30 protein-coding genes are annotated in these 26,156 nt (G+C 49.2%); 19 read left to right on the forward strand and 11 right to left on the reverse strand.

All coding sequences use genetic code 11. The features are described 5' to 3' along the window. The first annotated feature begins 3 nt into the window (after positions 1–3). From coaE to GCD22_RS01275, 3 genes are all read left to right on the forward strand, one after another. On the forward strand, positions 4–612 hold the full coding sequence (coaE, locus tag GCD22_RS01265; protein WP_031569871.1) for a dephospho-CoA kinase: 609 nt from the start codon (positions 4–6) through the stop codon (positions 610–612). Between the two features lie 95 nt (positions 613–707). Then, positions 708–1,454, forward strand: coding sequence for a cell division protein ZapD (gene zapD, locus GCD22_RS01270; RefSeq protein ID WP_024893398.1), 747 nt, complete (start codon positions 708–710; stop codon positions 1,452–1,454). Between the two features lie 34 nt (positions 1,455–1,488). Next, entirely contained in the window at positions 1,489–2,493 is a 1,005-nt protein-coding gene (locus GCD22_RS01275; protein ID WP_024893397.1) for a class 1 fructose-bisphosphatase, read from the forward strand. A 123-nt stretch (positions 2,494–2,616) separates the two neighbouring features. Here GCD22_RS01275 and GCD22_RS01280 read toward each other — a convergent pair whose 3' ends face one another. Next, on the reverse strand, positions 2,617–2,883 hold the full coding sequence (locus GCD22_RS01280; protein WP_024893396.1) for a phosphopantetheine-binding protein: 267 nt from the start codon (positions 2,881–2,883) through the stop codon (positions 2,617–2,619). Positions 2,884–3,420: 537 nt separating this feature from the next. Between GCD22_RS01280 and bamE the strand changes: the two genes are divergently transcribed. The 5 genes from bamE to GCD22_RS01305 all read left to right on the forward strand — a co-directional run bounded on the left by bamE (position 3,421) and on the right by GCD22_RS01305 (position 7,796). Continuing rightward, positions 3,421–3,921: an outer membrane protein assembly factor BamE domain-containing protein gene (gene bamE, locus GCD22_RS01285; protein ID WP_140391095.1), complete on the forward strand. Its 501-nt coding sequence runs from the start codon at positions 3,421–3,423 to the stop codon at positions 3,919–3,921. A gap of 75 nt (positions 3,922–3,996) precedes the next feature. Next, positions 3,997–4,737, forward strand: a complete 741-nt coding sequence (locus GCD22_RS01290) for a polysaccharide deacetylase family protein (RefSeq protein ID WP_065958051.1) — start codon at positions 3,997–3,999, stop codon at positions 4,735–4,737. An 80-nt stretch (positions 4,738–4,817) separates the two neighbouring features. Continuing rightward, positions 4,818–6,140 (forward strand): NAD(P)/FAD-dependent oxidoreductase, encoded by a 1,323-nt coding sequence (locus GCD22_RS01295; RefSeq protein WP_035209650.1) that lies wholly within the window; start codon positions 4,818–4,820, stop codon positions 6,138–6,140. A gap of 91 nt (positions 6,141–6,231) precedes the next feature. Then, positions 6,232–7,032 carry a lysophospholipid acyltransferase family protein gene (locus tag GCD22_RS01300; RefSeq protein WP_024895477.1) on the forward strand — a complete coding sequence of 267 codons (801 nt, stop codon included), beginning with the start codon at positions 6,232–6,234 and terminating at the stop codon, positions 7,030–7,032. Continuing rightward, entirely contained in the window at positions 7,029–7,796 is a 768-nt protein-coding gene (locus tag GCD22_RS01305; protein WP_024895476.1) for a glycosyltransferase family 2 protein, read from the forward strand. Before GCD22_RS01300 ends, GCD22_RS01305 begins: the two co-directional genes overlap by 4 nt. A 79-nt stretch (positions 7,797–7,875) precedes the next feature. Here GCD22_RS01305 and fabG read toward each other — a convergent pair whose 3' ends face one another. From fabG to GCD22_RS01325, 4 genes are read right to left on the reverse strand one after another with little or no spacing between them, the layout of a single operon-like run. After that, entirely contained in the window at positions 7,876–8,613 is a 738-nt protein-coding gene (gene fabG / locus GCD22_RS01310; protein ID WP_031569592.1) for a 3-oxoacyl-ACP reductase FabG, read from the reverse strand. Then, positions 8,610–9,095, reverse strand: a complete 486-nt coding sequence (locus tag GCD22_RS01315; protein ID WP_024895474.1) for a hotdog family protein — start codon at positions 9,093–9,095, stop codon at positions 8,610–8,612. The genes fabG and GCD22_RS01315 overlap by 4 nt, the downstream gene beginning before the upstream one ends. Continuing rightward, complete coding sequence (locus GCD22_RS01320) at positions 9,086–9,901, reverse strand: beta-ketoacyl synthase chain length factor (RefSeq protein WP_031569588.1); 816 nt, start codon at positions 9,899–9,901, stop codon at positions 9,086–9,088. The genes GCD22_RS01315 and GCD22_RS01320 overlap by 10 nt, the downstream gene beginning before the upstream one ends. Before the next feature lie 9 nt (positions 9,902–9,910). Continuing rightward, positions 9,911–11,107, reverse strand: coding sequence for a beta-ketoacyl-[acyl-carrier-protein] synthase family protein (locus tag GCD22_RS01325; RefSeq protein WP_031569586.1), 1,197 nt, complete (start codon positions 11,105–11,107; stop codon positions 9,911–9,913). Positions 11,108–11,811: 704 nt separating this feature from the next. Between GCD22_RS01325 and GCD22_RS01330 the strand changes: the two genes are divergently transcribed. From GCD22_RS01330 to GCD22_RS01370, 9 genes are all read left to right on the forward strand, one after another. After that, positions 11,812–12,543, forward strand: coding sequence for a COG4648 family protein (locus GCD22_RS01330; protein WP_024895446.1), 732 nt, complete (start codon positions 11,812–11,814; stop codon positions 12,541–12,543). Between the two features lie 50 nt (positions 12,544–12,593). Further along, positions 12,594–13,934, forward strand: coding sequence for an AMP-binding protein (locus GCD22_RS01335; RefSeq protein ID WP_244947557.1), 1,341 nt, complete (start codon positions 12,594–12,596; stop codon positions 13,932–13,934). Beyond that, positions 13,834–14,241 carry an ApeI family dehydratase gene (locus GCD22_RS18690; protein ID WP_024895485.1) on the forward strand — a complete coding sequence of 136 codons (408 nt, stop codon included), beginning with the start codon at positions 13,834–13,836 and terminating at the stop codon, positions 14,239–14,241. Before GCD22_RS01335 ends, GCD22_RS18690 begins: the two co-directional genes overlap by 101 nt. 77 nt (positions 14,242–14,318) lie before the next feature. Next, positions 14,319–15,161, forward strand: a complete 843-nt coding sequence (locus tag GCD22_RS01345; RefSeq protein WP_244947558.1) for a lysophospholipid acyltransferase family protein — start codon at positions 14,319–14,321, stop codon at positions 15,159–15,161. A gap of 24 nt (positions 15,162–15,185) precedes the next feature. Continuing rightward, positions 15,186–15,884: a LolA-related protein gene (locus tag GCD22_RS01350; RefSeq protein WP_226831399.1), complete on the forward strand. Its 699-nt coding sequence runs from the start codon at positions 15,186–15,188 to the stop codon at positions 15,882–15,884. Positions 15,885–15,907: 23 nt separating this feature from the next. Further along, the gene (locus GCD22_RS01355) at positions 15,908–18,235 is read left to right on the forward strand and encodes an MMPL family transporter (protein ID WP_244947559.1); all 2,328 of its coding nucleotides are present in this window, start codon (positions 15,908–15,910) and stop codon (positions 18,233–18,235) included. Positions 18,236–18,354: 119 nt separating this feature from the next. Next, positions 18,355–19,380: a chorismate transformation FkbO/Hyg5 family protein gene (locus GCD22_RS01360; RefSeq protein WP_024893325.1), complete on the forward strand. Its 1,026-nt coding sequence runs from the start codon at positions 18,355–18,357 to the stop codon at positions 19,378–19,380. Between the two features lie 97 nt (positions 19,381–19,477). Further along, positions 19,478–19,897, forward strand: coding sequence for a ClpXP protease specificity-enhancing factor (locus GCD22_RS01365; RefSeq protein WP_024893326.1), 420 nt, complete (start codon positions 19,478–19,480; stop codon positions 19,895–19,897). Further along, entirely contained in the window at positions 19,894–20,574 is a 681-nt protein-coding gene (locus GCD22_RS01370; protein WP_010641202.1) for a transglycosylase SLT domain-containing protein, read from the forward strand. Before GCD22_RS01365 ends, GCD22_RS01370 begins: the two co-directional genes overlap by 4 nt. On the opposite strand, the gene GCD22_RS01375 is transcribed toward GCD22_RS01370, so the two are convergent. Genes GCD22_RS01375 through aroQ form a run of 6 tightly spaced genes read right to left on the reverse strand, consistent with a single transcriptional unit; the run spans position 20,556 to position 24,614 of the window. After that, the gene (locus GCD22_RS01375; protein WP_010641203.1) at positions 20,556–20,798 is read right to left on the reverse strand and encodes a helix-turn-helix domain-containing protein; all 243 of its coding nucleotides are present in this window, start codon (positions 20,796–20,798) and stop codon (positions 20,556–20,558) included. The two genes, GCD22_RS01370 and GCD22_RS01375, sit on opposite strands and share 19 nt — an antisense overlap. Before the next feature lie 11 nt (positions 20,799–20,809). Beyond that, a complete protein-coding gene (locus GCD22_RS01380) occupies positions 20,810–21,442 on the reverse strand; it encodes a zinc-ribbon and DUF3426 domain-containing protein (RefSeq protein WP_024893327.1) in 633 nt (210 codons plus the stop codon). A 3-nt stretch (positions 21,443–21,445) separates the two neighbouring features. Beyond that, positions 21,446–22,324, reverse strand: a complete 879-nt coding sequence (prmA, locus tag GCD22_RS01385) for a 50S ribosomal protein L11 methyltransferase (RefSeq protein ID WP_153940359.1) — start codon at positions 22,322–22,324, stop codon at positions 21,446–21,448. Continuing rightward, positions 22,321–23,667, reverse strand: coding sequence for an acetyl-CoA carboxylase biotin carboxylase subunit (gene accC / locus GCD22_RS01390; protein WP_010641208.1), 1,347 nt, complete (start codon positions 23,665–23,667; stop codon positions 22,321–22,323). Before accC ends, prmA begins: the two co-directional genes overlap by 4 nt. A 1-nt stretch (position 23,668) precedes the next feature. After that, entirely contained in the window at positions 23,669–24,136 is a 468-nt protein-coding gene (accB, locus tag GCD22_RS01395; RefSeq protein WP_010641210.1) for an acetyl-CoA carboxylase biotin carboxyl carrier protein, read from the reverse strand. Positions 24,137–24,155: 19 nt separating this feature from the next. Continuing rightward, positions 24,156–24,614: a type II 3-dehydroquinate dehydratase gene (gene aroQ / locus GCD22_RS01400; RefSeq protein ID WP_010641211.1), complete on the reverse strand. Its 459-nt coding sequence runs from the start codon at positions 24,612–24,614 to the stop codon at positions 24,156–24,158. 234 nt (positions 24,615–24,848) lie between these two features. Here aroQ and GCD22_RS01405 point away from each other — a divergent pair, with 234 nt between their 5' ends. Together GCD22_RS01405 and GCD22_RS01410 are read left to right on the forward strand one after the other, a co-directional pair. Further along, positions 24,849–25,706 carry a diiron oxygenase gene (locus GCD22_RS01405; protein WP_024893332.1) on the forward strand — a complete coding sequence of 286 codons (858 nt, stop codon included), beginning with the start codon at positions 24,849–24,851 and terminating at the stop codon, positions 25,704–25,706. A gap of 18 nt (positions 25,707–25,724) precedes the next feature. Next, the gene (locus GCD22_RS01410) at positions 25,725–26,150 is read left to right on the forward strand and encodes a hypothetical protein (protein WP_031569572.1); all 426 of its coding nucleotides are present in this window, start codon (positions 25,725–25,727) and stop codon (positions 26,148–26,150) included. Positions 26,151–26,156: the final 6 nt, after the last annotated feature.

A 26,156-nucleotide genomic window follows, 5' to 3' on the forward strand; every position in this document is an offset into this window, starting at 1 on the left:
ATTATGCACATAGGGCTGACAGGCGGAGTTGCCAGCGGCAAAAGTACCGTGGCGGAGATGTTGGGGGCCTTGGGTGCGCATATTCTGGATGCGGATCTCATGGCCCGTGAGCTGGTTGAGCCGGGCCAGCCGGCCTACGCGGAGATTGTCCGGCAATGGGGGCCACAATATTTGCTGGCGGATGGTTGTTTGGATCGGTCTTTGTTGCGGGACCGGATTTTCAGCGATCCGGTCGCCAAAAAATGGCTGGAGTCCCTGTTGCATCCCCGGATTCGCCAACTTTTTCTGGACCGCAGTCAAAGCCTGCAAAAGGATCAGCCCGAAGCGGTCATCGTCTGGGTAGTCCCGTTGCTTGTCGAAAATCATTATCAGGCCCTGCTGGATCAGGTTCTGGTCATTGATTGTCCGAGTGCTTTGCAAATTGAACGATTACAGTTGCGTCCCGGCTGGTCCAACGCGCAAATTGAGGCTGTTCTGGCGGCACAACTTCCGCGTGCCGAGCGGAATGCCGCTGCAGATTATGTTATTAGCAATGAAAAAGACGTGCAGGCGTTGCGCGAAGCCATTTTGCTTTACTGGGACACAGTTTATAAAGCCCGTGGATTTGCCTAGAAAAATTGCCTGTGGCAACCTGTCGGTTGATGCCCGAAAATGGTGCATCAATTGCTGTCGCTATGAACGGTTTTTACGGATAAAAAAGGACAGGCATGGCAGTTTATGAGCATCCCCTCCACGAACGCGCCCGATTGTTGTTGCGCATGGAGAGCGTTTTTGCGCAGGTGCAGCGTATTCATGAGGGAGATTTGCGGCAGGCACTGCGTCCATATAATGAACTGCTGGATTTTTGCAGTCGACCTGAGCTGCGTCTGGACTTGATTCTGGAGCTGGAGCGACTTGGGCAAAGCCTCAGTATCTGGTCCCAAAGTCCTGAGGTGGATGAGCGGCCTCTGCAGGCCTGGCAGTTTCGCATTAATCAGCAACTCAAATTACTGCGTGAACATCGGGAAGCTTTTGGAGAGTTATTACGACATCAGGAAATCATTCAGCTGGCGCGGGGTCGTATGGGGGTGGCTGGCGGTTTGGCAGACTGCGATTTACCTTTGTTGGCTTTTTGGAGTCAGCAGGCACCGGAACGCGCGAAAATCCTGCTTGGTGGCTGGGAGAAAGGGCTGGAATTATTGCAGCAAAGTGTCGATTTGATTCTGGCTTTGCTGCGGGATTCCTGTGCATGGTCACTCGTGGATGCTCAGGAAGGGCGCTATGGTTCTGCCCTTGATCCGCGTCGACCGCCCTCATTGATCCGTCTGGAAATTGCCGATGATATGGATTGTTACCCCAAAATCAGTGGAGGTATTCATCGTTTTCACATTCAGTGGTTGCAATGGTTGGACCAGGGCGCGGGCCGCGCGATAGAATCCACCATCACCTTCAGGCTGGGTCTGAGTGCCCTGTAGACAAATTTTCATTGCTTAATTAAAGGATCGGCGCATGCATATTGGGACTACCCTGACACAATTCATTACGGAAGAAACACGACGGCATCCTCAGGCCTCCGGAGACTTTGCTGCACTTTTGAATGATCTGGCCGTTTCCTGCAAGTTTATCGGTGCACAGGTTTATCGGGGTGCCCTGGTAGGGGCCCTGGGAAGTGCCGGGACTGATAATGTCCAGGGCGAAGTACAGAAAAAGCTCGATATTATTTCCAACGACGCCATTTTGCACGCCATGGACTGGACGGGTCATCTTGCGGGGATGGCTTCCGAGGAAATGGATGATCCTTATTCCATCCCCAATAGTGTTCCCAGAGGTAAATACCTGCTTCTTTTTGATCCTCTGGATGGTTCCAGCAACACGGATGTTGGGATCAGTGTCGGAACGATTTTCAGCATTCTCAGAGCGCCAGTTGCGGGACGGGATGCCAGTATGAAAGATTTCCTGCAGCCGGGTGTGGAGCAGGTGTGTGCCGGTTATGCCCTGTATGGGTCCAGTAACATGCTGGTTTACAGTACGGGGCACGGGGTCAATGGCTTCACCCTGGACCCGTCCATCGGCGAATACATTCTCACCCACAAGCAAATGACCATTCCGGAAGACACCAGTGAATATGCCATCAACATGAGTAATCATCGGCACTGGCAGAAACCGGTACAACGTTATATTGATGAGCTGAACCAGGGTACAGAAGGTCCGCGTGGGCGGAATTTCAACATGCGCTGGGTGGGTTCCATGGTTGCGGATGTTCACCGCATTCTTTGCCGGGGCGGAATTTTTCTGTATCCCTTTGATCAGAAAGACCCCAAAAAACCCGGTAAACTCAGGTTGTTGTATGAAGCCAACCCCATGTCCTATCTGGTGGAGCAGGCGGGTGGTGCAGCAAGTACCGGGACTGCACGGATTCTGGAAATACAGCCGGAGGGACTGCATCAGCGAGTTCCCGTCATTTTGGGCGCTAAAAATGAAGTCGAACGGGTGCTCAGTTACCATCAGCACTGATTTTTTCAGCAGAACTGAAAAAGCTCCCGAGTTTGGTCGGGAGCTTTTTGTTTCACACAAACCGCGCATTATGGGGGTGTGATCAAATTTTCAAGAAATGTCAGCATTTACTCAAATCAAGTGCTAAATGACTTGGTGTGACTCTATATAAGTGGATAGATTGCGCAGGCAACTAAAAATTTCCATTTTATTTTCACTATCGTTGGCTATGGTCACCCCGTATTTTTTTGATACAACCATAGATATCTCTAAAATATCAATAGAATCAAGCCCTAATTCTCCACCATATAGTGGTGATTCAGGGTCGATGTTGTGCGGTTCGGTAGAAAGATTCAATGTTTTTATTATCAGTGAGCTTAATTCCATTTCCTGGGGCGTAAGGTTGTTCATACTTGACGATCTCCATTTTTTTGAACTGAGATAAATCAGGATCATTATGTTATATTAATTCTAATTTTTTATTTTCTATAAATATAATTCCTCTAAAAATAATTTTTAAAATTAATCGATTAAAACAAAATTGATGCTGAGATCAACTTTTTTGACGGCCAGCAATTGCCTCTTTTCCCTGTTTTAATCTTCTGCCCCCATCGTTGGAGGTAGGTGCCAGTCTCCAAAAGCTGTAGTACGGCCAAATACCTCGCAAGTACTAAAATTCCAGCCTTTCTGCACAATGAAAAGCGCCATTTACCTTCTAACAACAGGGTATAGATTACCACAGGGCATGCAACAATGAATACATTGCTAAGAATATGTTATCCATTCCATGCGCCAGCTGAATGGTTATGTAGATCTGTGATGACCATTTTTCAATTTTGTAAAAACTAATGAGGCATACGCGAAGATGTCAGTGGCAGTGTGTTTGTGGTCAGCCACTTGCTAGACTGGACAGGCTTTCGTCTGTAGCATAAACCGCAGTATAAGTCAGTGGAATACACATCAATCATCTTAATTGATATTCAACATGGGGAAATTAGAACAATGAACTCAGCCATGAGAATTTTTGGAATATTATCGGTAAGTTGTTTGACTTTTGGGCTGATTGGTTGCGCAAACGACGCGAGTAAGCCTGCATTAATCTCTTCGTCTGCCCAAGCTAATGCTGCGGCCCCGGCTCCTACAGCCAGTACAAACTCGGCACCAGCACTTGAGACAAAAGCTCCCGTGGTTCTTCCTGCCCCCGGCTCGCCATTCTCCAAATTGAAAGTAGGTATGTCCAGACAACAAGTCGAGCAGTTGATTGGTTTCCCAAGTCATACTTCGAGCCATATCACCGGCAAGCAATTTATCCCATTCTACTTTGGCGGTGATACGCGTCGTACGGAAGCATTTTACAAGGATCAAGGTGTTCTTACCTATGACAACAACTCTCGATTTGGATCCACAGATAGTTTGATTAAAATAACAGTGGATACAAATACACCATAAAAATATATGGTTATGGTTTTTTTCTCTGGGGGTTGATCTGCTTAAGGTGGCTTGGAATTGGAGGTTTTTGGACATATGCAGTTAACCTCAGTGCTTTGGGTTCTTGCAGGGGTGGTGGTTTTGGTAAATGTTGGACTGGGCTTTCTGGTAATGTGTCCCCGTTGCAAAGTGATCAGCAGTAATCTGGTACGCTTGCCAGAAAACGCTGTTAAGCGTGGTGAGATAGTTTTGACGTTCGACGATGGACCAGATGCCTATGTGACTCCCCTGATACTGGACCAACTCGACAAATATTGCGCTAAGGCCAGTTTTTTTTGTATTGGCAAGAAAGCAGTCGCACATCCGGACTTGCTCGCGGAAATCGTTCGTCGAGGGCACAGCATTGAAAATCATAGTTACAACCACCGAAATTTGTTTGCATTTTGCGGGATGAGAAAATTGACGATAGAAGTCCTAGCTACACAACAGGTCTTGAATTTAGCCAATAATAGTGTCAATCCCAGGTTCTTTCGTGCACCTTTTGGTTTTCGAAGTCCTTGGTTAGGCTTTGTTTTGCGCCAGTTGCACATGCAACATGTGGCCTGGACCCGGCGCGGTTATGATACGGTTTGTCATAATTCTGATTTGGTTTTCCGTCGCCTCGTCCATAATTTATCTGCAGGTGATATTTTGTTGATGCACGATGGAGGGTCGGCGAGCACGGTTACCGGTCAACCCGTCGTCCTTGAGGTGTTGCCTAGGCTATTGGAGTGTTTTGAACAACATGATCTACACAGTGTGTCTTTGCCAATGGCACTTGATAACAGTGGTTTCTAATTTTGTTTATGGTTCAGGCGTCTGCTGAGGGCGTAATCGTTGAGAATGTTTTGTGAAAAATACAGTGGAGAAGACAACAAATGGAAAACGAAGAAATAACCGGTCCGAGCCTGACAACAAAAATTTGCGATGTTCTGGTGATCGGCGGTGGACCGGCGGGCTCTACAGTCAGTGCGCTGCTGGTGGAACGGGGCTATCAAGTGACGGTTCTGGAAAAGGTGCATCATCCTCGTTTTCATATTGGAGAATCACTGCTTCCGGCCAATTTGCCCTTGTTGCAAGAATTGGGCGTTGCAGAAGAAGTGAAGCAAATTGGCATGGAAAAATGGGGGGCGGAATTTAATTCACCCTACCATACTGAAAAGCCGCAGAACTTTGCTTTTGCCGACGCATGGGACAAGACTATGCCAATGGCATATCAAGTGCGGCGCTCGGATTTCGACGAGATACTTATTCGCAATGCCGAGCGAAAGGGTGCCAAGGTTATTGAAGGTTGCCGAGCCAAAGCAGTGGACTTTTTGCCTGATAATGCGGGAGTCCGGATCCTTGCGGAGTATGAAGATGGTCGACAGGAAAATTTGCAGGCACGCTTTCTTGTGGATGCATCTGGTCGCGATACCTTTTTGGGAAATCTTTTCAAGCAGAAGCGTCGTAACCCAAAGCATAATAGTTCGGCTCTTTATGCGCATTTTCAGGGGGCTCGACGTCTTGAGGGTAAAGAGGAGGGTCATATTTCTTTTTTCTGGTTTGAGCATGGATGGTTCTGGTTTATTCCCCTCGCTGATGGAACGACCAGCGTGGGATCTGTGGTTTGGCCGTACTATCTGAAATCCAGAACAAAATCAGTAGAGGAATTTTTTATGGACACCATCGCGTTATGTCCCGATCTGGCAGCGCGGCTGGTGAATGCAAAACGTACCAGTTCAGTGAATGCGACTGGCAACTACTCATATGTCTGTGAACAAACCCATGGTTCCAACTATCTATTACTCGGTGATGCATTCGCTTTCTATGATCCGGTTTTTTCTTCGGGGGTCATGTTGGCAATGCAAAGTGCTTTCATTGGTGCAAAGACCATTGACACTTGTTTGCGTGAGCCGCAAAAAGCCACAAAGGCGCTCAGACGTTTTGATCAACAGGTGCGCCATGGAGGCAAGGTGTTTTCCTGGTACATCTATCGAATCACCCAACCGACTATGATTGATCTTTTTATGCGTTCAGGGAATATTTTCCGAGCTCGGGAGGCGGTTATCTCGGTCCTTGCGGGAGATATTTTCAAGAAGACACCGATCAAACCTTCGCTCGCCGCCTTCAAGAGTATTTATTACTTAGCTTCTTTGCGGCATGCGACGCGTTCGTGGTCAGCCTGGAAGCAACGAAAAGAAAATATACGGGTAGAGTGACCTCCAGTGTTTTATCATCAGGCCGATATAGCTTGGGAGATCTTTTGGTAAAAATTGGAGAAATCGAAAGTCTATTTTTTAGCGGTGGGGTATGAGCCAGATTCCGGACGCGGGTTCTCCAAGCAGATTCCGGACTCTGCGAGAATACCTCATTTTTTATTGTGGACTAGGTTTGTTGGCAGGCATCAGTTTGTTATGGACCTTGTTGGCTTTGCCATTAAACCTGATTTTGCCGAGAAAATGGAAAACGCTCACCGGGCGGATAATTATTACTATGGGTTTCAGAATGTATTTGTGGGCACTTTCTAGTATGGGCGCTTGCCATTTTAATCTGCAAGCACTGGATATTCTCCAAAATGATTCGCCCATGATCATTGCGCCTAATCATCCGTCCATGCTGGACGCGCTGATGGTGATTTCGCGATTGCCCAATCTGGCGTGCATCTTGAAGTCTGATTTGGTAAATAACCTGTTTTTTGGTGCGGGGGCTCGTTTGGCTGGATATATCCGCAACGATTCTTTACGCAAGATGATTCGCCTTGCCACGGAAGACCTGCGCGGTGGTAGCCATTTGCTGCTTTTTCCGGAAGGTACCAGAACTACACGCCTCCCCATTGGGACCGTGCATGGCAGCATTGCCCTGATTGCCAAGGAAGCCAAGGTACCTATTCAAACTGTGTTTATTGAAACCGACTCGGCTTTCCTGACCAAAGGCTGGTCTTTTTTTCGTAAACCATCTATGCCTATTCATTATCGGATCCGTTTAGGCAAACGCTTTGCCCCACCGAGCGATGTGCGTGGTTTTACGGTTGAGCTGGAAAGATATTTCGAGTCAGCAATGACGGAAGTTCCATTCCCGCCGCTTTATCCAACAGAAGCAGAGAGACAATGAACGAAGCTTCAGTCACCCATCTGGTATTGATTCCCAGCTATAATCCGGGCCCAAAAGTATATGAAACCGTTGTTTCGGCGCGGTTGCAGTGGAACCCCGTATGGGTTGTAGTGGATGGCAGTACTGATGGAACAGCTGCTGGACTGGAAGCTATGGCTGCCAAAGATAGTGGAATACGCGTTTTTCAACGCTCCGATAATCAGGGTAAAGGTGCAGCTGTGCTTTTTGGTTTGGATCAGGCGGCTGCTCAAGGTTACACCCATGTGCTTACAATGGATTCCGATGGGCAACATCCCATGGAGCGTATTTCCGACTTCATGGCGGCATCACATGAAAATTCAGACGCCATGATTCTTGGGGTTCCGGTATTCGATATCAGTGCGCCGGCCTTGCGTGTAAAAGGCCGGCGGATATCCAACTGGTGGGCCAACCTGGAGACACTGGGTGGTGGCATTGGTGATTCGCTGTTTGGTTTTCGCGTCTATCCTGTTTCCCCACTACGGCAGCTGATGCATGCACATCGATGGATGCGGCGCTTCGATTTTGACCCTGAGGCGGCAGTGAGAATGTCCTGGCTTGGTGTCCGGATTATCAATATGCCCGCATCAGTGCGTTATTTTGATATGGATGAAGGGGGGGTATCCCATTTCCATTATTTGCGGGACAACCTGCTGCTTACCTGGATGCACACCCGTCTGTTCTTCGGATTTTTGTTACGCCTCCCAGCATTGTTTTTGCGTCGTTATTCAGCGCGGACACAATGAGTCCACTGGATCCGCTGACACCGGCTGGCGCAGGAAGGTCGCCCCCGGGGGGGTGCATTTGCCAGGCGCCATCTGTGGTTTATGCCATTGCTCCGTTGATGGAAATAATCTGTCCACTGATATAGCCAGCTTGTTCCGAGGCTAGAAATCCAACCAGATCGGCCACCTCATCCGCGCGTCCGGCACGTTTCATTGGCACTATTTGCGCAATGGTTTCGGTAGTGAAGGTTTGAGCACTCATGTCCGTGGCGATTATGCCAGGCGCTACTGCATTCACAGTAATGCCCCGGCTGGCGACCTCCAGCGCCAGAGATTTGGTGGCCGCATGTAATGCTCCTTTAGCTGCCGAATAATTGACCTGACCACGGTTACCTGTTTGGGCCGACACCGAGGTGATATTGATGATACGCCCCCAGCGGGTACGGATCATAGGCATGAGCACTGCCTGTGTTACATGAAAAAAACCATTGAGTGAAACATCTATCACGTCATGCCACTGCCTTGCATTTAGGGCCGGAAAGGCTGCATCGTCATGAATGCCCGCATTGTTGACCAGAATCTGGATGGGGCCACATTCAAGTTCTTTCTGCAAGGTTGTATTGGTAGCCTCAACGTCAGTGATGTCAAAAGCCAGCGTACTTGCTTTTCCACCAGCGAGTACTATCTGGTCAGCTAATGCTTGGGCTTTTGGCAGGTTTTGGTGGGCGTGAATAATGACTTGGTGGCCATCTTCAGCAAGTTTTCTGGCTATGGCTGCACCAATACCGCCACTACCACCAGTCACCAGTGCACGCTTCGGTATGCAGCTTATACTCATTCGAGTGTGGTCAAGGGGGATTGCAAAAAGGGTTCCGCTGCCGGCTTATTGACACCCAATAAAAGCGCCGCACGTCCTTCCAGCAGCACACAGTTCGCAGCCATAACTGTAAAGTGATATAACACATTGCCTTTGTCAGCCAGTTTTTCGGCCTTAATTTTTATATCGCATGCAATGTCATCAAGGCGCGACACATGCAAGGCAACTTCCCGTACGCTGATGAGATATCCTAAATGAGTTGTATCACTCTCCCCTGTTTTTGGGCACGACAAAGCGTTATGTACTGCCATGCTCTGTGCTGCGTATTCAATGCCGCAGGCAGCGCCGAGTCGTCCATGGGCACGGAGAGGCAAAGTCTCACTGCGGTGACTGGTTGCCCTGCAGGTGATGGTGTTTTCATCCCACTGTTCCACGGCTTCAAGCAAATGCATTTGACCCTGATGGGGTATATGTCCGCCAATCCATTGGCGGTCTAATGGCACGGTGCTATATCCACACTTAGACAGGATGGATTCTCATAATTCAGAACAACACGGCCGGCTTTTTCAATTGCTATGCGCTGAAGCAGCGGCAGGCAGCGTGCTGCAGGATTGGATTGGCGCAAAATTTCAAGATCAGGATGGTTCATGGTCTGCACAATAGCATCCGCGAATAGGTTCTCGCTGCAGATACTGACCTGAGCTAGTGTTTTTCCAGGGCTAAGTGTAGATTTTAGCAACAGTGCCACGGCAAAAGTGTCAACAATTGGTCGGGCATCGTACAGAGGCTGAGGATAGTCACTTTCGCAGGCTATTAACAGCACAGGTATTTCCGTAGTGGCCAAGAGCACAATGGCTTCCAGAAGTCCAGCGGCAAAGCTTCCATCATGTGCACTGACCACAGAGGATGGTGTCATTGCACCCGCAGAAATGCCCCAATAACCAGAAATCGCATTGTGTACGGAATTATGAAACTGAGTGGGAGAAATCATGGTATCTCCAGATGCCAGCGCTGTACAAATCGAATGACAGATGCGGCCATCACTTCCAGACGAAGCAAAAACTGATGCAGGTTCTGCGGGCGGCACATTAGCCATAGCGCAGGCTGCATGACCTACCTCCAAGGCAGCCATGACTCCTGGGCTGGCGCGACGTCGTTCTGCTGTTGGTAACGAAGCTGGGGGTGATAATACGGTTCTCTGATTTTGGTAAGGAGATTGCCCTGTCAGTATAGCCAAGCCTTGCGACCAGCTTCCAAGTCCAGGGCCGAGCAGGCCAATACCATCAAGATAAGCACTGAGCACTGTCATGATGTCATTTCACTTGAAGGAGCGACCAAAGACCAAACTGCAGTTGCTGCCACCAAAGCCGAAGGAATTACTTAACACATGGGAAACCCTTTGCCTTTGGTTTGAAGCAAGATATTGAATGCCAGTTGACGTATCTCTCTGATTAGCTTTTGGGCCTGCTGGCAGCAAATTATTTTGAATGGCAATGGCACAAATAACGGCTTCCAGAGCCCCTGCAGCACCCAAGGTGTGTCCAGTTGCTCCTTTTGTAGAACTACATGGCGTATTGATGCCGAAGACACTCGCCACGGCTTTGGCCTCGGAAATGTCGTTATTGAGCGTGGCGGTACCGTGCAGGTTGATATAATTGATGTCTGCGGGCTTTAAACCGGATGTGGACAGAGCTTGTTCCATAGCAAAACGTGCTCCGAGACCCTCAGGGTGGGGGGATGACATGTGATAAGCATCGCTGGATTCACCTACACCTAACAGGAGTACCTCATCTCCGCAGTGATCTTTTGGCATGCGCTCTACGAGCAGATAAGCTGCTGCTTCGCCAATGGATATCCCTTTGCGATCATCGCTGAACGGTTGACAAGGGCCGTCGGCCAATAGCCCCAAGGAATGAAAACCGTAAACAGTGGTAGCGCATAACGAATCTACGCCGCCAACAACTGCAGCGTCAATTAGTCCCAAGTCCAGCATGCGTTTTGCTGAAGCGAGAGCCTTGGCGCTGGATGAGCAGGCAGAAGAGACCGAAAGGGCCGGGCCTTCAAGGCGTAATTTGCGCCGTACAAAGTCACTTAAAGAGTAGGGACTGTGGGTGGCAGCATAAACAAAATCTGCTGGCAGGCTTCCCCTTACCGGGTCACGATGCTGAAATGCCAATTCGGTCTGGAGAATTCCGGCGGTACTGGTCCCCATGTAGACGCCGATTCGCTTGCGACCCCATTTTTCGATGGCAGCTTCTACCGCCTCCTCAAATCCATCCTGGCGCAGGGCCATTTGCGCTAACCGATTATTACGACAGTTGAAATCCCTTAAGTCCGGACTTATCTCTTCGTCGTCAACGGCGTCTACTTCGCCGACCCAGGTGTTGATGTTTATATTCTGAAAGACACGATGACGCAGTCCGCACTGGCGTTCGCTCAGTGCAGTTTTTGTCTGTTCCAAACCGCGTCCAATGCTACTCGTCGCAGTGAATCGTGATATAAGCGCCGATGTCATGTATCTTATAAGTTACAACAATAAGTCATGACAGCATTGTGGTCGGGGCCCCCATGAATGTCAAACCGGTTTAGTCGGATGCCAGGAACTGAAATTTGAGGTGGACATATCTTGATAGGGCAATCATCTACGGTATTTGTACGTTTTCTTTCTGTACGAGCTGGTGCTCTGCCTGTCTGACTGGAAGAGCGGAGCCTGGGGCAACGGAGTCAACGGGTAAGTGACTTGTGATTTTTATGTGGTAGGCTATAGTTTTTCGCAGGTGTTACGGGAAGCGAAATTGCTGGTTGATGCTGAAGGAGATGTGGGCGACTTGCCGTCCGCTTGGCTTTGTGGATTCAAGGAAGCTGGGAATTACTTGAACTTCCTCTATGGAGAGCGGGTTCTTCGATTATGACGCGCTGTTTGCTGTGCAATATTGCGGGGTTTGGTCGTATAACTCGTTCTCTATTCCTCTTGGAATGAAGTTAGTGTGAGCGTGATTGTGGGCCATGATTACATCAGTTTGCAGCGGTGGGTGGCTGATATTGGAGGAGAGGTATGGACCCATTCAATATAATAAATTGGCAGCAAGGCCATGGTGCCCAATGCAATCTGATTCATTTTGAACCAAAAGCTTCAAGCAGAATGGTGCTATGTTATTATTTCGAACAATATTACAGTTGTATTGTTTTGTGACGGCAGATTCTTGTAAGGCAGAACGGATGAAATCGCTGCACAATCAATTTTTTCAATTTGTTCAGTTAAATCTGTTCTCAGGGAAGTTGAAAGCTTACTTGGGGATGGCATTTATTGTATTGATTTTTTTTGTATATCAAATACTCGCCTATCGAGGGGTATCTTCTACGCATCCAGGGGCTTTTCTTGTCGTTGTTTCTTATCTTCCTATTATTGTTTTGATTTTAATTATGTTATGGAAGACCAAATACCGGAACATCGGATTTGTCGCTATTGCTGCCGGATTTTTTGCTTTGTGGTATTATCAAGCTACTCTGGTGAACTATCTGAGCTGGACGTACATGGTTCAAAGAAGCTGCATTTTCGCACTATCAGCTTTTGCTTTTGGCATCACGTTGCTCCCTGGGCGTATTCCTATGATCTCCAGAATTGCTGAGTTGGTGCATGGCCCGCTGAATGTAAAAGTGGCGCAGTACACGCGACAGGTAACAATAGCTTGGACCTCTTTGTTCGGCTTCATGACGTTTCTGCCGTTAATTGTTTTTGAATTTTCACCACATCCTTTATTTTTTTTGATGACCAATGCTATTACTATGGGGCTGCTAGTTTCTATGATGTTTGCTGAATATACAGTGCGTTGCCGCATTATACCGGTAGGCGAACGTGCCGGAATGGTGGAAGCGCTTCACGCTTTTTTCTTGTATTCTGATGCTGATGCTGCGCTGAGCAAAGAAAAGCCACGCAATGGCAATGGATAAGGTACTATTCATTATCTATGGATACTCCGGCAACGAATCTTCTTCCACTGATGACCCACACTTCTGCGAACGATATCGTAGCATTTAGGCATAGTGAAGCGATTACAGTGCGTCAATTTTTGGCGGACGTGGAGCAGATTCGTGCCATGCTTCTTCCTGGTAAACACGTTCTCAATGTTTGCCATGACCGTTACCGTTTCATGGTGGGGCTCGCCGCAGTCATGACTGCTAATAAAATAAGTCTCCTACCGTCGACATATACGAACGAAACCATCAATCAGATGCTACGCTTCGCCCCGGATGTGTTTTGCCTCAACGACGCGGATAACGACATCAACTTGCCCCAACTTCGCCTGTCTGACTTGTCTCCCAAATCGGAGGTCCATAAAAATATACCGATACCTCTTCTTCCAGGGAATTTGCCGGTAGGTTATGTGTTCACATCAGGATCTTCTGGAAGTCCTGTACCTCACCTGAAAAGGTGGGCTGCTCTGGTGGGGAGTGCTCGTTCTGAAGCCCAACGGCTGGGCTTGTTTGATGGACGTAAATATACTGTCCTTGGTACAGTGCCACCTCAACATATGTATGGCTTGGAATCAACGATACTGATTGTTTTGCAAAGTGGAGGAGCCCTCAGCTCGCCACAATATTTTTATCCAGCTGATATTGGATCTGAATTTTCATCGTTGCCACGTCCTCGCTTGCTGGTGAGCACGCCTATTCACCTCCGTGCGTTACTCAGTGCCAATATTTGTTTACCTACCGCCGACTTGCTGGTTTCAGCGACGGCTCCATTACCCCAGGATCTTGCTCAAAAAGCGGAGGCCCGCTTTGAAGCACCGTTGCAGGAAATTTACGGATCTACTGAAACAGGTTTGATTGCCACCCGGCGGACTGCACAAACTGATGCATGGACATTATTACCGGGCCTGCATTTGACAAAAGAGGCTGAGCACTTATGGGTTGGGGGAGGGCATTTGGCGCAGAAAACCGAAATCAGTGACAACCTAGAGGTTCTGAATAAGGAACAATTTCTTCTGCAGGGCCGAGCCGCCGATCTTGTCAATATTGCTGGGAAACGCAGTTCATTGGAATATCTAAACCATCAACTCAACTCTATCCCGGAAGTTCAAGACGGCGTTTTTTTTATGCCAGAAGATGGTATGCCTGGTAGTGTTAGTCGCCTGATTGCTTTTGTCGTAGCACGTGGGGTAGATGCCCAGTTGATTAACACCAAACTGCGCGAACGTATTGATCCGGCTTTTCTTCCGCGCCCCCTGCATATGGTTGATGCCTTGCCGCGTAATAATACGGGTAAACTGCCGCGCGAGGCGCTTCTGGCATTGGTCACTGCATACCATAAAAGGGGGAATAATCCTGACACAGCATGAGATATTCTTCAGCTTCCCTGCTGCGCATCCGGTATTTTCCGGGCATTTCCCGGGGCATCCCATCGTTCCCGGGGTGATGCTAGTGGACGAGGCAATTCATGCTATCGAGTCTGCAATTGGCCAGACAATAATGACTGGAGGGCAGATTGCCGCGTCAAAATTTTACAGTCCTGTCTCTCCAGGAGATCTGCTGAGTTTACGTTTTGATATAAGGCAGGATAAGACTATCGTTTTTGAGATTTATGAGAATAAAAGAAAAATCGCTGCAGGGAATCTCAAACCAGCTGCAACACTCGATCTCTGCTGATGTTTGCACGAGACCAGGCGTCAATATCTTCAGATCAGCAAGGTTGGGCACGCTCTCCAGAACGTGGCAGCATGACTATGTTACGGCTCATCACCTGGATTTCCCTGAAGTTGGGTCGTCGCATGGCTCGCCTTATCTTGTATTTGATCGCCGGTTACTTTGTGTTGTTTGCACCAAAAGCCAGGCGGTCATCGCGAGCCTATCTCACTCGGGTATTCGGCCGACCGGCACATATTTGGCAAGTTTATCGACATTTTTTTTCTTTTGCAGCGACAATCCATGATCGGATTTATTTGCTCAATGATCGTTTTGACTTTTTTGATATATCTTTACACCAACCAGAGGCCGTTGATACAGCTGTTGCGACAGGACGAGGAGTATTGCTGCTCGGCGCACATCTCGGTAGTTTCGAGGTATTAAGAGGCATTGGCCGACAACATATTGATCCCCGTGTAATTATGGTGATGTATGAAAAAAATGCGGAGCGTATTAATGCCATTCTTGCAGCGGTAAACCCGAATATTGAACAAAATGTTATATCTCCAGGCCGTGTAGATTCGATGATTTGCGTGCAAAAAGAACTGGAAAATGGTGCCTTGGTTGGGTTGCTTGGAGATCGCTCTTTTGGTAAGGAGAAAATGCAACCAATTCCTTTTCTGGGTAAATCTGCTTTATGGTCCAATGGTCCCTTACGAATAGCGGCAATATTGCGCAGGCCGGTATTCTTCATGACCGGATTATATACTGGACCGGGGAAATATGAAGTTTTTATAGAGCCATTGGCTGATTTCACTGAGGTCGAAAAAGAAGGAAAAGAAGCGGCACTACAACAAGCATTAACAAACTATGTAGGATTGCTGGACAAATACTGTCATATGGCCCCGTATAACTGGTTTAATTTTTTTGATTTTTGGCAATGAATATAGGAGGTTAATCTGAAGAAGATGGCTGAAGTATTTCGAGGCCTGCTGGATATACCGATCAAAATGATCACAATATATCCTGAAAGCACCGGCCGCAGGTGTCAGGTTTGGTTGGGAGGTTTTTCATTCCCCTCGGCTACTCGGTATATTCGTTACAGTGCTTTTATTATTATGGCATTCATGGGGTTAAGTGTAATGCTGACGAGTGACGCGGATGCTGCAGAATGGAATGTTAATCAACTCATGCATTCTCTGGCACACGCTCAACCGGATCATGCTACATTCGTCGAAAAAAAATTTCTTAATATTCTGGAAAAACCCATAGAATCATATGGGAAAATGCAATTTATTGCTCCAGATGGATTGGAGATGCACACCATTGAGCCAAAAAATGAGGTCATGCTTATTCACGGCGACATCCTAAGTATTGACCACCATGATATCCACTTACAAGATCATCCAGAACTGCTTGCATTTGTTGATAGTATTCGTGGTGTATTAACTGGTAACCAGCAGATGCTCGAGCAATATTTTTATCTTTTTTTGAAGGGTGATGAAAAAAACTGGACCTTGACGTTGCGACCCAAACAAAAAAAACTGGCCGGTCTGATTAGATATATTCAAGTTGATGGTAACAATAGTAGTATTACCAGCATTAATACTCTGAAAATGAATAATGATCGTTCGCTGATAACCATCATTTCGTCCGGTACCCCGTGAGAAAAATTCACGGTTTGGTCGTCGTGATCTGGCTGACTGTTTTGTTTGTCGGTGGTGCATTGATTTTGACGGCCAACTTTTCAGCCAGTCTTTCGGAATTTATGCCGCAGTCTCCAACCGCACAGCAAGCGGTTCTGAATGAACAATTACTGCATGGTATTTTGTCACGCCAAATCATGATTGAGATTAATGGCGGTGATGCTTCCACCCGTGCCAAGATTTCCATTGAGATTGTTAAGAAGTTGCAGCGAAATGCGGCATTTTTCTCGGTTAGCAATAACAGCAGCAATGATGATGCCAGTTTTTTTCATTATTTTTTCTCCCATCGCTATCTGCTGAGTCCTAGCGTCAACTCGCAACTTTTTACTGTGGCTGGTTTACATAAAGCTATAGAAAATTCCATTAATATGTTGGCTACACCGGGTGGGGAAATGGTCCAATCCCTGTTTCCGAGTGATCCAACTGGGGCCACAGTGCAACTGATTCAATCCCTGGGGCGTGTTGCAAGACCAATGACGCAAGATGGAGTCTGGTCGTCTCGTTCGGGTCAGAGTGCTTTGATATTGGCTCAGACCCGGGCCTCTGGTTCTGACATGGCTGCTCAGCAGATTGCGGTTAATAGCATCAGATTGGCCTTTGCCAAAACCAAAAATGAGGCGGGTTTGTTAGCCACAGGCACTTACTTAATGATGACAGGGGTTGGAGTTATTTCGGTGGACTCCCGTGATACTATCGTTCATGCCGCTGAGATGATGTCCATCATCAGCATGACGCTTATCACGATATTGCTCTTATTTGTTTACCGTTCTGTGTTTGTGTTGGTTTTAGGCCTCGTACCGGTATTTTCTGGTGTCATTGTCGGGATTACTGCGGTGGCTCTTGGCTTTTCCGTTGTTTATGATATCACTATGGGGTTCGGTACCGCGTTAATTGGTGAAGCAGTAGATTATTCTATTTATTTTTTCGTGCAGTCTGGTCAGTCAGAAAAAAATACAGAAGAATGGATCCGTAACTACTGGCCGACAATAAAATTGGGAGTATTCACTTCAGTCATAGGTTTTTCCAGCCTGCTGTTTTCTAATTTACCTGGGTTAGCGCAAATTGGTCTATATGCAATTACAGGTCTCCTTACTGCGGCGACTGTTACCAGGCTGATCTTGCCAATCCTGAAGCCTCGTCATCTTAAGGTGCGGGATTTAAGCGCTATTGGCGAATATCTGCTGCGTTGGAAAAAGATTCTTTTTATCCTGAGGCCCGGTATTGTCTTAATGTTGATAGTTGCTTGTGTCACCCTTGTTAGCCATCATGATAATATCTGGGATTATAAACCATCTGCTCTGAGTCCGGTTCCGGCGGCTGAGCAAAAACTTTATGCACGACTGCGCGCTGATTTGGGGGTATCTGGAAGCGGTTATCTGGTTGTTGTTTCAGGGCCCACGATTAACGCCACGTTGTTGACAGCTGAAAAGGCTGGAATTACCTTACAGGGCCTGGTTGAAAATGATGTGATTGCAAGTTATGAAAGCCCTGTTAGATATCTCCCAAGCATTACCATGCAACAAGAGCGGCAAGCAGCAATTCCACCGCAAACGCAATTGGCAAAGCGATTGCATGAGGCTTTAACAGGCCTGCCGGTAAAAGCCTCCCTTTTTACACCCTTTATCCACGAGGCTGAAATACAACGTACATGTGCCCCCTTAAAACTTGCCGATCTGCATGGCACCAGCATTGGTATGGTGGTTAACAGCATGCTTGTTCACCATGGGAAAGGATGGCAGGCCATTTTGCCGATCAAGGCACCTGCATCAGGGATTGTGAATACCCAGCGCATACGTAGCAGCCTTGCCCGGCAACATATCAAAGACGCCATGCTCATTGATTTATCCGACTCATCAGATCAATTGTATAAAGGTTATCTCTCCAATGTGATTAAACTGTCATTAGCCGGTGTGGTTCTTATCGTGGTGCTTTTATTGTTTTTATTACGTTCCCCAGTTCGGGTTTTTAGAATAATGTTACCGCTAACAGCCGCTGTACTGAGCGTATCTGCAGGATTTGTCTTGTGCGGATATGAACTTAATATCATGAATCTAATTGGGCTGATGCTGATTGTTGCCATCGGGTCAAACTATGCAATATTTTTTGATCAGGCCGATAGGCATGGTCAGGGGGGAATTGCTTCGTGTACACTCGCCTCTCTGGTTATTGCCAATACTGCTACCATTATGGGATTCGCGCCACTCGCTTTTTCCGGGGTGCCTGTTCTTCAGGCCATAGGTGCCACTGTTGCTCCAGGAGTTTTTCTAGCCCTGTTGTTCTCTGCAAGCTTTTCCCAACGTCAAGCATCCTGATTCCAAGATCATTGTGGATGATCCTGTTCTGGGCCGTGCTGATTTTTGAGGAGGAGTCATCACGCGCGCGCTTGTGTCATTTTTAACTGGTACTACTTGCCTTGAAGGATTTGTTATGTATGAATGAGCCGCTGCAACTTGAATGGATCAGTACTGAAATTTTGCTGCGTCAACCCAAAGAATATCTGTCTCATGTGCTGGGTATTGTGCATTATGGTCCAAATCAAGTTCACACGGGACTCAGAGAGCTCGAAATCCCCGTTTCTTTAGTCAACGTCCCGGTTTTGGGTCATGGCGATGGTATTTGTGAACTCTGGAGGTCACAGCAAAAAGTGCGGGCGGGGAGTCACGGGCCAATTTCCTGGAGAGCCAATGAATCCTTACTGTTTCTGACGGTGGAAATCGGTAATGCTGAACAATGTTTGCATGACGCTACACGAGATGCCTACTGCGCATTGCTTGCCGAAATAACTGCTCTTGGCTATCCGCATCTGCTGAGAGTCTGGAACCACATTGGTGATATAAACGATGATTCGACTGGCCTTGAACGTTACCGACAGTTCAATATAGGTAGACTAGAAGCTTTTATGGCCGGCAACTGGTCAGTAATTGATGTTGCACCACCAGCGGCCAGCGCGCTGGGCGCGCAGCGCAATACCCCATTGGCACTGTTTGCACTGGCTTCGCATCATGCGCCACTGGCCATTGAAAATCCTCGTCAAATTCGAGCTTATGATTATCCTCAAAATTATGGACCCTGCCCGCCTACCTTTTCTCGTGCCAGCCTGATTGATCTGGATGGACCGACCCTGTTTATATCGGGCACAGCAAGTATTGTGGGTCACCAAAGTATGCACCCCGATAATTGTCGTGAACAAATCCGCGAGACCATGCGAAACATAGAGGCACTGCTCCATGAGGTCAGCTGTTCCCATGGCGTTGACTGGGAACTTGCCAACTTGCAATTCAAGGCTTATTTGCGGAATGGTGCTGATCTTTGGATGTTTCGCGAGGAAATGGATCAGATAGTCGGTAAAGAGGTAAATTGCCTGATTATCCAGGCGGACATATGCCGACGCGACCTCTTGGTTGAAATAGAAGCAGTTGCTTTGCCTTGCACAAGTACGATTGAACATCACCACTGATGATGACAGCTTGAGGATTCTGAAAATTCGGCTATATATCCCTAGTGACTCATCTGGAAGATAGTCATCCAGACCCGGAATTAATGGAGAATGCAACTTGTTGCCTGAAAGTGCCAAGCCTTATTTGCTGAATAGTGTTTATCAATGGTGTGTTGACCAGGGTCATACGCCATATATTCTGGTGGTGGTTGCCTATCCGGGGGTGGCGGTTCCCAGCGGTTATGAAAAAGACGGGCGCATGATACTGGATATTTCCCCGAATGCTTGCCACAACCTCAACATGGCTGATGGTTGGATCAGCTTTAATGCGCGCTTTGGTGGTGTGGCGCGAACGGTGGATGTACCTATGGCGGCCGTGGTGGCTATTTATGCAGCAGAAACCCAGGAGGGTATGGGTTTTGCGGAGCCAGAGCTGCCTGAGGCCCCGCCTCCAGGATCCGAACCTGAAGATCGTGTAGCGCGTGCTGCTGAGGTTCAGGAAAAACCAGAGAGACCTTCATTGCGGGTCATCAAATGAAAATTCAGGCGGGTTTCTGTGGACTGCTGTTGCTCCTGATTGCGGGGGCGGCCGAGGCAAATATCTACGCCTATACAGATAGCCATGGGGTCGTGCATCTGACCAATGTTCCGGCTGGAAACAGCGCGTATCACATGGTCATGCGCACCCCGAAAATGCCGGTAGCTACGGCTCGCGCCGACTTCAACCGGGTAGCCAAACAGCAATATCAGTCGCTGATTCACGCGGCGGCCAGCCGCTACGGGGTGAGTCCGGCTTTGGTCAATGCCGTCATTTCTGCCGAGTCTGGTTATAACGCCGGTGCGGTTTCACCCAAGGGAGCCATTGGTCTGATGCAGTTAATTCCGGCCACAGCGGCCCGTTTCGGGGTTTCCAACTCTTTCAGTCCGGCCGAAAACATCAATGGTGGCACTGCTTATCTGGCCCATCTGCTGCGTAAGTTCAGCGGTGATCTGAAACTGGCCGTGGCCGCCTATAATGCCGGTTCCGGTGCGGTTATTCAGGCGGGTTATCACATCCCTCCCTTTGCTGAAACCCAGGCCTATGTACCTCGGGTGTTGGCTTATTACCAGCGTTATCTCAATGGCAGCAGCTCTGGCCCAAGCCTGGGTGTCATTGATCATATGCCCACTCCGGTTTCGGTCTCTCCACAGCTTATTCAGGTGTCCAGCCCGTAGTTTTGCAGTTTTTTTCGCAAGGTATTGCGATTGATACCCAGCCATTGGGCAGCCGTACCCCGTTGTCCGTCACATTTCTTCAGGGTGTGTTCGAGCAGGGCACATTCCACCTGTTCAATAACCTGAGTATGCAGGTTTTTTGGCGCTTCGCCCTGCAGATCGTCCAGATAACGATCCACGATCATGACCACGCAGTCACTCAGAGTCATTGATTCTGTTGCCATGATCCTGCTCCTCAGGGTTGACTGAGCAGAGTGACCTGATAGCCTGCAGCGGCAATCAGTTTCGGACTCTTGATGGAGAACTGAACGGGTGTATGGGATAAAAATCCGGAGATGCTCTCTTCCGGCTTTGCCAGATATTCTTTAGGCGTGAATTGCAGATGGGCAATGGGTGCACCGTAAACATTACTCAGAGTGACCTGGATGACCGGGTATGCCTGCACGTGCCCCGCCAGATTCTCCATTTTTCCGGTAATTTCAGCCAAGTGATTATCCAGCGCTGTGACATGGCTATCGACAATGCGCATTTCCCTATTGGGTCCCGGCCAGGAAATCTGTGTACCTAATGTGTTGGCACTCTGGATCATGGCACGGCGGATGGGCGCACTGTTGGCTGCATAACTATAGACGCCCGTTGACCAGAGGATTTGTCCAATCAGCGCCAAAATCAACAGGAAAATAATCAACAGGAGTAAATAACGGCCCAGACGTTGCCCCAGATGGGCGCCGGCTGCACTGGTTTCGTCGTCCGGGTTTACCTGGAAGACGTGCTGGCAGACGCCACATTTCACTTGATAGTGATGTTGTTGCAGGGCCTTTGCTTCCACGCTGAAAGTGGACTCGCAACGCGGGCAGGTTATTTCCATGGTTCAGTCTCCGGATTTTCGCTGGCCATACAGCAGGGACCAGTCTTCTTCATGTTGCGGGGCGGCTAAATTAAAATAGGGTGCGTAGGCATTTTGAATGCCGGTTTCCTGGCTGTGGAGAATGCCGGAGAGGGCAATCCACCCTCCTGGCCTGGTCAATGCAGCCAGCGTCGGGGCAAGACTGAGCAGGGGCCCAGCCAGAATGTTGGCAACCAGAATATCCGCCAAGGGCAGTGGTGTTGCTTCCGGCAGGGACAGTCGCAGTCGCTCCGCGACACCATTGCGTTGGGCGTTGCTCATGGCCACTCGCAGCGCAATAGAGTCGGTATCGACTCCATAAGCTTCTTTCGCACCCAAAAGCAAAGCAGCAATAGCGAGAATACCTGAGCCGCAGCCATAATCCACAATACACTCGCCACCTTGAATGTGGCTTTCCAGAAAATGCAGGCAACGCGAAGTAGTGGGATGCGCCCCGGTACCAAAGGCCTGGCCGGGGTCGAGGTGCAGTTCGTAGCGGGTATCTTGTGGTGCTTGATCCCAGCTGGGAACCACCCAGAGTTTTCCAAACTGACGGGCCGGAAATTGTGTCTGGGTACTGGATACCCAATCCTGATCTTCCAAAGCATGGACAGAGGCTCCGTAGTTTTGCCAACCGGCCATGTTTACTAAGGCATGAATACTGGCTTCGCTATGGTTTTCGGCAGCAAAAAGCGCCTGACACTGACTTTTCTGCCAGAGCTCTCCTTCAATAAAAAGTGCTTCGCTGGTATCCAGCTCCAAAAAAGTGATGGCTTCAGCACCTGCCTCCTGCAATTGTGTTTCCACCTTTGCGGCAGAGTCGGCCGGAACCTGAAGGCTCAGTTGCCACCACGCAATGTTCATAGCGCGAGCAGTGCCTCCAGATAATGGATGTTCACTTCACCGGCTGCATATTGGGCTTCTTCAAGAATGCGGCGATGCAGAAGAATGTTGGTCTGGATGCCTTCAATGCTGGTTTCCCGCAGAGCGCTGCGCATGCGCATCTGGGCTTCTTCCCGATCATTTCCATAGGCGATGATTTTGCCGATCATGGAATCATAGAAAGGCGGTACCCGATAACCGGCATATATATGGCTGTCTACCCTAATTCCTGGACCGCCGGGTGGGTGCCATGCCGTGATTTGCCCGGGTGAGGGCATGAATTTTTCAGGATCTTCAGCGTTGATGCGGCATTCAATGGCATGTCCCTGCAAGCGGACATCTTCCTGCCGGAAAGGGAGAGGCTTGCCTGCCGCAATCAGAATCTGCGCTTTGACAATGTCCACACCAGTAATCATTTCAGTCACTGGATGCTCTACCTGAACGCGGGTGTTCATCTCGATAAAGTAAAAGGTTTTACTGCCGGGATCGTAAAGAAACTCAATGGTTCCGGCACCGCGATAGCCCATGTCTGAACAGGCTTTGACCACTGCTGCACCAATTTCGGCGCGTTGTTTATCGGTAATGCCTGGAGCCGGTGCTTCCTCGACGACCTTTTGGTGACGCCGTTGTACGGAGCAGTCCCGTTCGCCGAGGTGTACGCAATGGCCGTGCGCATCGCAGAGCACCTGGAATTCAATATGGCGGGGGGTTTCCAGAAATTTTTCCATGTACAGGGTCGGATTGCCAAAAGCCTTGCCCGCTTCTGCCCGGGTCAGGTTGGCGGCGTTGATCAAATGTGCCTCGGTGTGGACAACGCGCATGCCGCGTCCGCCACCGCCACCGGCAGCCTTGAGAATGACCGGATAACCGATTTCCTTCGCCAGTTTTTTGAGGGCTTCATTGTCATCGGGTAGGGGACCATCAGACCCGGGAACGCAGGGTACGCCGGCCTTGATCATGGCGGCCTTGGCCGCGATTTTGTCTCCCATCAGGCGAATGGTTTCTGCACGGGGACCAATAAATGCAAAACCGCTGTTTTCCACCCTTTCTGCGAAATCGGCATTTTCCGATAAAAATCCGTAGCCGGGATGAATGGCTTCGGCGTCGGTAACTTCTGCGGCAGCAATGACCGCCGGGACATTCAAATAGCTTTGATCACTGGGAGCGGGGCCGATACAGACTGATTCATCGGCCAGCTTGACGTGCATCAGGTCACGGTCGGGTTCGGAATGCACGGCCACCGTGCGGATACCCAGCTCACGACAGGCACGCTGAATGCGCAGGGCAATTTCGCCCCGGTTGGCGATGAGGATTTTCTCAAACATATCAATCCTCTGGTGCAATAATAAAGAGTGGTTCACCGTATTCTACGGGCTGGCCGTTACTGGCCAGCACCTTGATGATTTTGCCGGAGACATCCGCCTCAATTTCATTCAGCAATTTCATGGCTTCGATAATGCAAAGTGTCTGACCAGCCTTGACGGTGCTGCCTTCTTCAACAAAAGGCGCAGCTTCCGGTGAAGCAGCCCGATAAAAGGTGCCGACCATGGGGGACTTGATCATGTAGCCCTGGGGGGCGGTTTCAGGTGCTGCAGTGGCTTCAGGAGGCCGAGTTACTTCTGCAGTCGGTGTTGGCAGCGGGGCTGGCTGAGTGTGATAGGTCACATTTTGCGGGGCGACGGGGGCTGCATGTCGGGTAATACGCACCTTACTTTCACCTTCCACAACTTCAATTTCGTCAATAGCGCTTTTTTCAAGTAATTCGGCAAGGCGACGAATGAATTGGATATCCATACTTTTCCTTATTATGCGTTTAGTCAGGGCGTGAAAAACGCCGGTAAATGGCTTCCAGCGCGAGGAAGTAGCCATCAGCACCCAATCCGGCGATGACCCCTTGGGCCATGTCGGAAAAGTAGGAATACTGACGGAAGGGTTCCCGCGCATGAATGTTGGACAAATGTACCTCAATGAACGGAATCGCCACGGCACTCAGGGCATCCCGCAGGGCCACGCTGGTGTGGGTAAACGCAGCAGGATTGATGATGATGTTGGTGACACCCTGCTTGGGTGCAAGCTGCACGGCATCTATCAATTGATGCTCGGCATTGCTTTGCAAGCTGCTCAAGGCCCAACCCCAGGCATTGGCCATGGCTACCAGTTTGGCGTCTATGTCGGCCAGGGTACTGTGGCCGTAGTGTGCCGGTTCACGCTGACCCAGAAGGTTCAGGTTCGGTCCGTGCAGTACCAATATGTGAGGATTAGATACAGCCATGGCTTCCGCGTAACATCAAGAATAAACTGAAGTCTGCCGCAAATGCGCGCATAAATCTAGGTCGAAGCACTACATCAGCGCCTCATGATTTTTCGCAGGCATCGCCCCACGCGTTGATTTGACGTAGAATACACCCAATATATAGTTCATAGGGGTTGCTGGCAGTATGGTGCAGCCCAGACAGGTCGCTGCGACCTATTGTGATTGACGACGCCGGAGAGAGGTGGCTTTGCCATGTTATACCCTGAATTATTTAAATCCCTGGAGGCCGCGCGTTGGAATATGGCGACAGATATTCCCTGGGATCAGTTTGATCGGAGTCTGGTGAGTGAAGAGCAGCTGCGCACCATTAAGATGAATGCTGTGACCGAGTGGTCGGCGCTGCCGGCGACGGAAATGTTTTTGCGTGATAATCGCGATGATTCGGATTTTTCGGCATTCATGTCCATCTGGTTTTATGAAGAACAGAAGCACGCGCTGGTCTTGATGGAATACCTGCGCCGCTTTGCCCCCGAATATCTCCCGACTGAGGAAGAGCTGCACAAGGTGCGATTTGAATTTGATCCTGCCCCTGCCATGGAAACCCTGATGCTCCATTTTTGTGGGGAAATTCGTTTGACGCATTGGTACAAATGCGCGGCGCAGTGGCACAGCGAGCCGGTCATTCGTTCTATTTACGAAGTGCTGTCTAAAGATGAAGCGCGGCACGCGGGCATTTATCTGAAATATATGCGCCGGGCCATTGAGCGCCTGGGAGACTCGGCGCGTCTGGCTTTCGCTAAAATTGGCGTATTGATGGCCAATACCAAGACGGCAAAGGCTTTGCATCCAACCAACTTGCATGTGAATAAAGAGATGTACCCTGAGGATAGTGTCCAGAGTCACCTGCCGGATCCGGGCTGGCTGGAGCAATGGCTGGATACCCAGATTCATTTTGATGCCATCTGGGAAGGCAAGGTTATCAATGGCATTTTGCGCAATCTTTCCACGCTGCTTGAAATTCCCATCCAGAGTGCCAAGGATCTGAGCCGTTATCGTAAGGCCATGTCCAGTGCAGACCGCGAAGCATCCGGGCATATGGCCGCTGGCTGACATCAGGTACGTTTAAATATGTCTGATGCATCCTGGCGGAGTATGAGCCTGGAGGAAAGGTTGAAATGGGCACTGAGTCCTGAACTGCCCGGTCACTATCGTCCCTTCCTGCTGAGGGAACAGTGGGTTCAAACGCGCTGTTATTTTGCCAGACGCGTGGATTTGCTGCCCGGAGAAGTAGCGGCGTTGGCTCGGGATGACGACTACGTGATCCGCTTGTGCATTGCGAAAAGACCGGATTTATCAGCGGAACAGGTGGCGGAGTTTTGTACGGATCGGGATCCCAATGTGCGCTATGCCATTGCCCGAAATCCCCTGCTGACAGACATTCAGCGCGCCGGGTTGCTTGCCGATGAGGATGAACTGGTAAGAACAGCCGCAGCCAAGGGGCCACGGCCTAGTCAGGAGCGCTGTCGTCCAGGTCAGGCGCCGTTATTGCGCTGACCCGGC

Source organism: Acidithiobacillus thiooxidans ATCC 19377 (genome assembly GCF_009662475.1).
Taxonomy (GTDB): domain Bacteria; phylum Pseudomonadota; class Gammaproteobacteria; order Acidithiobacillales; family Acidithiobacillaceae; genus Acidithiobacillus; species Acidithiobacillus thiooxidans.

Excerpts from the sequence above, each read along its gene's own strand:
- prmA (WP_153940359.1), bottom strand. The coding sequence starts at position 22,324 with ATGAACATTGCGTGGTGGCAACTGAGCCTTCAGGTTCCGGCCGACTCT.
- aroQ (WP_010641211.1), bottom strand. The coding sequence starts at position 24,614 with ATGGCTGTATCTAATCCTCACATATTGGTACTGCACGGACCGAACCTG.
- GCD22_RS01370 (WP_010641202.1), top strand. The coding sequence starts at position 19,894 with ATGAAAATTCAGGCGGGTTTCTGTGGACTGCTGTTGCTCCTGATTGCG.
- GCD22_RS01335 (WP_244947557.1), top strand. The coding sequence starts at position 12,594 with ATGACCCACACTTCTGCGAACGATATCGTAGCATTTAGGCATAGTGAA.
- GCD22_RS01360 (WP_024893325.1), top strand. The coding sequence starts at position 18,355 with ATGAATGAGCCGCTGCAACTTGAATGGATCAGTACTGAAATTTTGCTG.
- GCD22_RS01405 (WP_024893332.1), top strand. The coding sequence starts at position 24,849 with ATGTTATACCCTGAATTATTTAAATCCCTGGAGGCCGCGCGTTGGAAT.
- GCD22_RS18690 (WP_024895485.1), top strand. The coding sequence starts at position 13,834 with ATGCCTTGCCGCGTAATAATACGGGTAAACTGCCGCGCGAGGCGCTTC.
- coaE (WP_031569871.1), top strand. The coding sequence starts at position 4 with ATGCACATAGGGCTGACAGGCGGAGTTGCCAGCGGCAAAAGTACCGTG.
- GCD22_RS01345 (WP_244947558.1), top strand. The coding sequence starts at position 14,319 with ATGTTACGGCTCATCACCTGGATTTCCCTGAAGTTGGGTCGTCGCATG.
- GCD22_RS01375 (WP_010641203.1), bottom strand. The coding sequence starts at position 20,798 with ATGGCAACAGAATCAATGACTCTGAGTGACTGCGTGGTCATGATCGTG.
- zapD (WP_024893398.1), top strand. The coding sequence starts at position 708 with ATGGCAGTTTATGAGCATCCCCTCCACGAACGCGCCCGATTGTTGTTG.
- GCD22_RS01320 (WP_031569588.1), bottom strand. The coding sequence starts at position 9,901 with ATGACAGTGCTCAGTGCTTATCTTGATGGTATTGGCCTGCTCGGCCCT.
- GCD22_RS01410 (WP_031569572.1), top strand. The coding sequence starts at position 25,725 with ATGTCTGATGCATCCTGGCGGAGTATGAGCCTGGAGGAAAGGTTGAAA.
- GCD22_RS01280 (WP_024893396.1), bottom strand. The coding sequence starts at position 2,883 with ATGAACAACCTTACGCCCCAGGAAATGGAATTAAGCTCACTGATAATA.
- GCD22_RS01275 (WP_024893397.1), top strand. The coding sequence starts at position 1,489 with ATGCATATTGGGACTACCCTGACACAATTCATTACGGAAGAAACACGA.
- GCD22_RS01290 (WP_065958051.1), top strand. The coding sequence starts at position 3,997 with ATGCAGTTAACCTCAGTGCTTTGGGTTCTTGCAGGGGTGGTGGTTTTG.
- accB (WP_010641210.1), bottom strand. The coding sequence starts at position 24,136 with ATGGATATCCAATTCATTCGTCGCCTTGCCGAATTACTTGAAAAAAGC.
- GCD22_RS01330 (WP_024895446.1), top strand. The coding sequence starts at position 11,812 with ATGAAATCGCTGCACAATCAATTTTTTCAATTTGTTCAGTTAAATCTG.
- GCD22_RS01380 (WP_024893327.1), bottom strand. The coding sequence starts at position 21,442 with ATGGAAATAACCTGCCCGCGTTGCGAGTCCACTTTCAGCGTGGAAGCA.
- GCD22_RS01305 (WP_024895476.1), top strand. The coding sequence starts at position 7,029 with ATGAACGAAGCTTCAGTCACCCATCTGGTATTGATTCCCAGCTATAAT.
- GCD22_RS01300 (WP_024895477.1), top strand. The coding sequence starts at position 6,232 with ATGAGCCAGATTCCGGACGCGGGTTCTCCAAGCAGATTCCGGACTCTG.
- fabG (WP_031569592.1), bottom strand. The coding sequence starts at position 8,613 with ATGAGTATAAGCTGCATACCGAAGCGTGCACTGGTGACTGGTGGTAGT.
- accC (WP_010641208.1), bottom strand. The coding sequence starts at position 23,667 with ATGTTTGAGAAAATCCTCATCGCCAACCGGGGCGAAATTGCCCTGCGC.
- GCD22_RS01325 (WP_031569586.1), bottom strand. The coding sequence starts at position 11,107 with ATGACATCGGCGCTTATATCACGATTCACTGCGACGAGTAGCATTGGA.
- GCD22_RS01295 (WP_035209650.1), top strand. The coding sequence starts at position 4,818 with ATGGAAAACGAAGAAATAACCGGTCCGAGCCTGACAACAAAAATTTGC.
- GCD22_RS01350 (WP_226831399.1), top strand. The coding sequence starts at position 15,186 with ATGGCTGAAGTATTTCGAGGCCTGCTGGATATACCGATCAAAATGATC.